The sequence below is a fragment of the Priestia megaterium genome (assembly GCF_046599315.1).
Taxonomy (GTDB): domain Bacteria; phylum Bacillota; class Bacilli; order Bacillales; family Bacillaceae_H; genus Priestia; species Priestia megaterium_F.
Genome location: NZ_JBKIKC010000002.1, coordinates 726,820 through 734,066, shown reverse-complemented (window position 1 = coordinate 734,066; position 7,247 = coordinate 726,820). Strand labels below are relative to the sequence as shown.

The following is a 7,247-nucleotide window of genomic DNA, read 5'->3' as shown; positions in this document are numbered from 1 at the left end:
CGGTAAATCAGTTGCTCAAATTATTCTGCGATGGGATCTGCAAAACGGAGTTGTAACAATTCCAAAATCGACAAAAGAACATCGTATTGTTGAAAATTCATCGCTATTCGATTTTGAATTGGATGCTGAAGACGTAAGTAAAATTGATGGATTAAATCAAAATCACCGAGTAGGTCCAGATCCGGATAACTTTGATTTTTAATAGAAGAACCAAGACAGGGAGTTTCTCTCTGTCTTTTTTATATGCGTTATTACATAAATTTAATAATTTCTTCACAGTAAGCTAAAGGACGGGCTATATGATAAAGAAAGGTCGTGAAAGATAGAGAAATCATTTTATTTTTAGGTGTAAAATAGGCGGTGTAACGATGACAAAACAAGCTTACTCTCACATACAATGTAAAAAAACATCAATGATTGATTTATTGCTGGATGCAGGGGTTTATAAAAAAGGAAACAAGCAGTTATATGAGCTTACGCTTCAAGAACTTGAAACAGAATACGAAGCTATTTCACAGCAGCGTATATCGGAATGAAATTTTGATACATTGCTAGAATTTGTTATAATAGAGGAAAGGATAGGAGTTGATTTATATCGAAAAGCACCCGACAGACTCGCAGCCCATCCGTACGGATATCCTCGATTCTATATTTGCTAAAATGGTATTAAATAAGGCTATCCGAGATTTTAGAAGAGATCAAATTTTACGTGAAGTAGATCAAACATTAGAAGAAAGAAACAAAGAGAAATTTTTTCAATTAATTGAAGAATTAAAATCAATTTCTTAAAGTGTGTTTGCATGATAGAATTTGATTTAATCATTTTAGCATATAAAAACAGGTAAAGAGCGGCATGCTTAGTTACCTGTTTTTTTGTCGTCTGCTTGCAAATAAAGGCTTTAAATAAAAAGTGTATAAAGTTTTATAAACGTTCCTCTATTAAACAGACAAAAAGAGTAAGTCTAATGTACTCACTCTTTTCAGAAAGGTATGGGTGTTACTGAGAAAATGAATGTCACCTTCTAAGTGTTGCGTGTGGGGTTTAGAAAGTTCTATGCATCTGCATATTTTCTATTTCATTCGCTCTATGTATTGTTAAAGTAACAATATAACTATATCTTATCACACGAACGAAATTCGATTCAATATATTTATTGATTTTCTTTTTAAATTGTTCTAAATAATTAGTGAATGTAAAAAAATGTTTTTATTAGGTGACTGTCTATCTATAAAAAAACACTTGTTTATTTCTGACGGACTGTAAGCTTCAAAAGAGTACAATCCGTCTTATAAATCCGTATTAAGAAAAAATGAGCTGAACCCAATAAAATAAGAGAAAAAGAGTAACGATGGTGGTAAGTGGGATAACGATAAGCGATACTTTTAAATAATCTTTCCATTTCACTTTGATATTATTTTCTTTTAGAATATGCATCCAAATAAGAGAAGCCAGCGTTCCAATCGGCAATAAAAGCGAGCCCATATCACTTCCAATAATATTAGCAAGGTAAATTGTTTTAAGAGTAATAGGATCGAGCCCCATTTCGGTCAAGGTAATGGTTCCAACCATTAGGGCAGGGTGATTGTTAAACAAGTTAGAAAGAATGGAAACAAGTCCTCCCATGATAAAGCTTGCTTCAAAAAGCCCTCGGTTTACAATTGGTTCGCATATTTTCACCAGTAGCTCTGTCAACCCAACGTTATGAAGACCGTAAATAATAACGTACATTGAAAAAGCAAAAACGAAAATGTGCCACGGGGTTTTCTTTAAAATATCAATTGGATTTGTACGTAAATGATACCATCTCCAAATGAGTAAAATCAGTGAGCCTAGTACAGCAACCAATTCGATTGGTATATTTAAATAAGAGGCAACAAATAGGAGACAGCGCATGACAAACACAAACAATAAAACTTTCAGCATAAATTGTGTGCGTTTACGCTTTGTTTCAACAGAAATGCTTCCTTTTAAGGGATGAAACTGTTTCGTAAAGAAACTTTCTTCTATATCTTTTGAAGCATGCGGCAGTTTTTTTGGCAAATGGCGTTTTACGACCGTATACATGAGCCAAGACATAAATAATAAACCAAGTGTCGCCGGCACAAACATCATTGCGGTGTGCATATAAAGCGACATATGAACAATTTTTAAGGCAATCAAATTGACAATATTACTTACACCTATAGGCGCGCTGGAAGCGGTAGCAATAAGCGCTCCACTTAAAAGGTAGGGGATCTGCTGATGGGGTTTTAGCTGAAGGTTTTTCAAAAGTAGAATTAAAATTGGAGTGGTAATTAAAATACTGCCGTCATTATTAAATAGTAAAGTCATTAAAAAGCAAAGCAGTTGAATGTACCAATATAATCGATACCCTGAGCCTTTGGATAAACTCACTAGTCTTGCAGCTGCCCAGTGGAAGAAACCGAAACTTTCTAATATGACGGCCATGACAATGGTGGCAATAATGGTGATAGAAGCGCCGCTTATTTTTCCAAAAATATCAACGATATCTGATTCGGATACAATGCCTGTAAGTAGAATAATGGCTGCTCCTATGGCTGCCGGCCATGCTTCGTTAATGCCGTTTGGCCTCCAAAAAATAACGAGCATTGTCATTGTAAACACGAAAATGGCAATTCCAATTTCAATATTCATCAGTATGCTCCTTTCTTCTAAAATTTGTAACGAATATACCCTTGCATGTCCCTTACACTCTATTTATATTCATTTATCACTATAAGGATTGTGCATAAGACCATTTTTGCTAATATGTTTGTTTATCTTGCCAAGGCACGTATCATCTCGGGAGAGAAGCCTAAAAAAAGCCTGCTTAAAAGCAGGCTTCAAGATTAGCAAGTATAGATTTTTTTATGTGAAGTTAACGCTTGTATCTGGTCATAATCAGGTTCATAGCCAATGCCTGGTATATCGGGAACAGAAATGATACCGTTGTCAACTGTGATTTCCGGGTGAACGATATCACGTGACCAGTATTTAGAAGATGCGGCCGTATCTCCAGGAAGCGTAAAATTGGCAAGCGTGGTAATGGCAATATTATGTGCGCGCCCTACGCCTGATTCCAGCATGCCGCCGCACCATACGGGCACACCGTAAGTCTGACAAAGATCATGAATTTTTTTGGCTTCTGTCAGTCCGCCTACTCGTCCAATTTTAATATTAATAATTTGTGTGCTTCCGAGTTTAATAGCTTTTCGAACGTCTTCAGCTGAATGAATGCTTTCATCTAAGCAAATTGGCGTGCGCATGCGGGCCTGTAGTTCAGCATGATCGATTAAATCATCATGAGCTAACGGCTGTTCGATCATCATTAAATCAAACTCATCAAGCTGAGAAAGGTGATCAAGATCTGCAAGTGTATAAGCAGAGTTCGCATCAACCATGAGTGGAATTGAAGGGAACTCGTTTCGAACCGCGCGCGTGAGATTAAGATCCCAGCCCGGTTTAATTTTAATTTTTATTCGCTTGTATCCTTCATTCAAGCCGGCTTCAATTTTTCGAAGCGTTTCGTCAATCGTAGGCTGAATGCCCACGCTAAGCCCGACTTCAATTTGACTTTTACTGCCTCCTAAGGCTCTAGATAGAGAGAGGTTTTTCCTCCGCGCATACAAATCCCAAACGGCGCCTTCTAAAGCCGCTTTTGCCATGTAATTGCCTCGAATATGAGCAAAGCGTTCAGATACTTCATCAGGATGCTGAATGTCCTGATGTTGAAGCAAGGGAATTAAAAAATCCTCCATGATGTGCCAGTTTGTTTTGAGCGTTTCTTCTTTATAAAAAGGATCTGCGCACGCTACAGATTCAGCCCAGCCGGACCGCCCGTCTTCGTCTTGAATTTCTACTAAAATAAAATCTCGATCTACTTCTTTTCCAAGACTTGTGGTAAATGGATGAAGTAAGTCCATTTTTAAGTGCCGTAAAATGACCTGTTTGATGTTCATTTTTGCACCTCTCTTTTCGTTAAAATGTAAAAATGAACGGGTCCGTTGCTCCCTGGATGCTTCATAAAGTCCGTTACTTCAAACCCTTTTGCAAAACATGTTTGAAATACGCGCCTTGTACGTATCCGCCAGTCCAATGCAAGAGAAGGAGAAGCTTCTTTCATTTGCTGAAAAGCAGACGGAATGGCTACAGATACGATATCACGGCCTAACACTTTTTCATCAATCTCTGTAACAGAAGGAAACCCTTCATCCGTTAATGTCCAGTGAATAAGCGATGCGTCCATTATTTGATCTGGCTTATAGAGAGGCTGACCTCGTTTTGTATCCTCTGCAGATGCCCATTCTACAACAAATCGATCAGAAGGCAAGTCGGCATTTAAGGGGTCGTTCATGTCTCCATAGCAGTTTTCAATGTACGTAGAACAAACGGCTCCAAGCTTTCCGATATTTAAATACCCGTTGGCGCTTTCTAACGGATCGTACGTCCAGCTAATATATGAATAACCCTTTTTTTTACTTTCTTGCCGCTGCGCATGCTTAAGCTTAGCCCCGATACCCATGCTGCGATAGGCAGGGTCAACTGCTAATATATGAGAACATAAATAGACGCAATCTCCATCAAACCCTGGAAAACTATATTGAAAGCCGATCAGCTTTTCATTCAGAAACGCACCGAGAACAAGACCTCCGTTTTTAACAGCGGTCAAAGTTTGGTGAACGGGCGTGGCTTCTTCTTTTCCCCAGACGCGGCTTTCTAATGTGCGTACGTCTTCTAGTTCATTGATTGTGGTAAGTGAACGAATCGTTAAGGCTTCAGTCATGTGTTTACTTCCTTTCTTTTTATCATTTATTCTAAAAAGATGCCTTGCTCGGCATAGAGCTTTTCCAAGCGTTCCTGTCGTTTTCCAGCCGTCTTAGCATCTTTTTTTTGCATGCTGCTGATTACAACTTGAGATAGCGCAAGAAGCGATAAAATATGTTCGGTTGTACCGGCTAAAAGTGTGATATCAGCGATTTGCCCTACTGGAGACAAACGGCGGTCTGTAATGGCAATCACTTTCGCTCCTTGTTTTTTAGCTTGCTGAGCTACTTCGAGGGCTTCTTTTGTATACCGCGGCAATGAAAACACGACAACGGTTGATGCACTAGTGAGATTACATAGCGTTTCAAGCAAAAATCCTGTTGGAAAAGATAAAAGAACATGATTGCGAAGCTGATTCATTTTATAATACAGCCAGTAAGCTGCCGTATGAGATTCACGGAAACCGGCAATATACACTTGATCACTGTTTATAAGCGCATCTACAGCTTGAGCTAATTCCTTTTCGTCAACAGGGGAGAGCCATTCACCGAAGAGTTTCTTTTCTTCCGCTGCAGAATCGGCTGAATGCTGGCTAGCTGCTTCTTTTGAATCAGTAGAAGAAAGCCATTCGTTTCGCATTAACCCCTGCAAATCTGAAAACCCGTTTAACCCAAGCGCATAGGCTAGACGAATAACGGTTGTTTCACTGACACCCGCTTCTTTGCCAATTTGTCCAGCCGTGTATAGCGAGCCTTTTTCCGTAAAATTGACGAGAAACTCTGCCACTTTTTTTTGACCGCGAGAAAGGTCCGGAAATTTATGTTTAACTAATTCTTGAAATGATTGATTCATATAGCCTCCTGAAAAAAGAAGTTATAACTTCATGAAAATATATTAATGCATTTTTAACTTCATTTCAATTGCTGGTTTAAAATAAAAAGAAGTACTCATGATATAATAAATTGATTATTCAAAAATAAATGAAGTTATTTAAAAACGAATTATATTTTATTCAAAAATGAATAAGGAAGCGGGGAACATACATGAATCCAGAATGGAATGAAAATCAGTGGATCCTTCATTCATTAAAAGATGATTTGCTTGTGACGGATGAAAAAGGCATCATTGTCCGAATACATGAAGGAACGGGAAATATTTACGATGTAAAAGCTGAAAAACTCTTGGGAAAGTCTGTTTATGAGCTTGAAAAACAAGGGTTGTTTACACCAATCGTCACGCCAATTGTGCTTGAAACAAAGAAGAAAATTACGCTTGTACAAACCACTAAACAAGGCAAGCAAGTGCTCGTTACGGGCATTCCTGTAAAAGATGAAAAAGGAGAGATTAAAAGAATCGTCAGTTATTCTCATGATGTGACGGAGCTAATGGAAATGAAGACATATCTTGATGCGATGGAAGGCGAAATGCAGCGGGTAAAAAGCGAGCTTATGCTGCTGAGGAACCAAAATCTATCAACAGAAGGAATTGTATGCAACAGCGACAAGATGCAGCACGTTCTGCGCACGGCTGTTCACGTTTCGAATGTAGACGTAAATATTCTACTTTTAGGGCAATCCGGAGTAGGAAAAACGCACTTAGCCAAGCTGATACATAACAAAAGTACAAGAAGCAAAGGTCCATTTATTGAAGTGAACTGCGGGGCGATTCCGGATCATTTATTTGAAGCTGAACTCTTTGGCTATGAAGCGGGGGCTTTTACCGGTGCATCTAAAAATGGAAAGGTGGGACTAGTGGAATTAGCAGATGGCGGTACGCTTTTTTTAGATGAAGTGGGGGAGCTGTCACCGGCTCATCAAGTGAAAATTTTAAAGCTGATTCAAGAAAAACAGTTTTATTCCGTTGGAGGAAGAAAGCCTAAAACCGTGGACTTTCGCTTAATTGCAGCGACGAATAAAGATTTAGAAAAAGCCGTAGCTGAAAAAGAATTTCGAGAAGATTTGTATTTTCGTTTAAGTGTCGTACCGATTACCATTCCATCTTTGAACGAGCGTCCTGAAGATATTTTCCCGCTGCTTACACATTTTGCCGAGCAGTTTGAAAAGAAATATAACCGGAAAAGAACGTTTGATAATGCGGTTATTCACGCACTGCTTGCACACGAGTGGAAAGGAAACGTACGAGAGTTAATCAATGTGATTGAACACGCGGTGGTCGTGTCTTCACAAACGTTGATTACAATGGAGCATTTGCCGCATTCTCTGCATAAAAAAAAACGAATTCAGCACGTTGAAGAACATCGGGAAATGAAGCTTAACGACGCGTTAAACGAGCTGGAAAAAGAGATATTAATAAATGCGAAAAAACAATATAAAACCACAACAGAAATAGGTAAAGCACTCGGAATCAGTCAGCCTTCAGTTGTTAGAAAATTAAAAAAACATTCTGTTTTTTAACGTCTTTGGCACGCTCTTTGCATGTAAAACAAGTACAAACACATTACTTGATAGATTGCGAGGAGGAA

The 7,247-nt window shown here is 38.5% G+C and carries 8 protein-coding genes; 4 read left to right on the top strand and 4 right to left on the bottom strand.

All coding sequences use genetic code 11. From position 1 onward, the window contains the following. The 3 genes from ACLHDF_RS11080 to ACLHDF_RS11070 all read left to right on the top strand — a co-directional run. On the top strand, positions 1–202 hold a 202-nt coding region (locus tag ACLHDF_RS11080), incomplete at its 5' end, for an aldo/keto reductase (RefSeq protein ID WP_413918892.1). A gap of 166 nt (positions 203–368) precedes the next feature. After that, positions 369–536, top strand: coding sequence for a Fur-regulated basic protein FbpA (locus ACLHDF_RS11075; RefSeq protein WP_251394943.1), 168 nt, complete (start codon positions 369–371; stop codon positions 534–536). Between the two features lie 49 nt (positions 537–585). Next, positions 586–789, top strand: coding sequence for an IDEAL domain-containing protein (locus tag ACLHDF_RS11070; protein ID WP_413918891.1), 204 nt, complete (start codon positions 586–588; stop codon positions 787–789). A 511-nt stretch (positions 790–1,300) separates the two neighbouring features. Here the strand turns inward: ACLHDF_RS11070 and ACLHDF_RS11065 are convergent. The 4 genes from ACLHDF_RS11065 to ACLHDF_RS11050 all read right to left on the bottom strand — a co-directional run bounded on the left by ACLHDF_RS11065 (position 1,301) and on the right by ACLHDF_RS11050 (position 5,617). Continuing rightward, positions 1,301–2,656, bottom strand: a complete 1,356-nt coding sequence (locus ACLHDF_RS11065; RefSeq protein ID WP_413918890.1) for an arsenic transporter — start codon at positions 2,654–2,656, stop codon at positions 1,301–1,303. Positions 2,657–2,850: 194 nt separating this feature from the next. Further along, a complete protein-coding gene (gene menC / locus ACLHDF_RS11060) occupies positions 2,851–3,960 on the bottom strand; it encodes an o-succinylbenzoate synthase (RefSeq protein WP_413918889.1) in 1,110 nt (369 codons plus the stop codon). Beyond that, positions 3,957–4,784: a GNAT family N-acetyltransferase gene (locus tag ACLHDF_RS11055; RefSeq protein WP_413918888.1), complete on the bottom strand. Its 828-nt coding sequence runs from the start codon at positions 4,782–4,784 to the stop codon at positions 3,957–3,959. Before ACLHDF_RS11055 ends, menC begins: the two co-directional genes overlap by 4 nt. 26 nt (positions 4,785–4,810) lie before the next feature. Further along, positions 4,811–5,617 (bottom strand): MurR/RpiR family transcriptional regulator, encoded by an 807-nt coding sequence (locus ACLHDF_RS11050; RefSeq protein ID WP_413918887.1) that lies wholly within the window; start codon positions 5,615–5,617, stop codon positions 4,811–4,813. 191 nt (positions 5,618–5,808) lie between these two features. Between ACLHDF_RS11050 and ACLHDF_RS11045 the strand changes: the two genes are divergently transcribed. Further along, entirely contained in the window at positions 5,809–7,179 is a 1,371-nt protein-coding gene (locus ACLHDF_RS11045) for a sigma-54 interaction domain-containing protein (protein ID WP_413918886.1), read from the top strand. The last annotated feature ends 68 nt before the right edge of the window (positions 7,180–7,247 follow it).

Excerpts from the sequence above, each read along its gene's own strand:
- ACLHDF_RS11075 (WP_251394943.1), top strand. The coding sequence starts at position 369 with ATGACAAAACAAGCTTACTCTCACATACAATGTAAAAAAACATCAATG.
- ACLHDF_RS11065 (WP_413918890.1), bottom strand. The coding sequence starts at position 2,656 with ATGAATATTGAAATTGGAATTGCCATTTTCGTGTTTACAATGACAATG.
- menC (WP_413918889.1), bottom strand. The coding sequence starts at position 3,960 with ATGAACATCAAACAGGTCATTTTACGGCACTTAAAAATGGACTTACTT.
- ACLHDF_RS11055 (WP_413918888.1), bottom strand. The coding sequence starts at position 4,784 with ATGACTGAAGCCTTAACGATTCGTTCACTTACCACAATCAATGAACTA.
- ACLHDF_RS11050 (WP_413918887.1), bottom strand. The coding sequence starts at position 5,617 with ATGAATCAATCATTTCAAGAATTAGTTAAACATAAATTTCCGGACCTT.
- ACLHDF_RS11045 (WP_413918886.1), top strand. The coding sequence starts at position 5,809 with ATGAATCCAGAATGGAATGAAAATCAGTGGATCCTTCATTCATTAAAA.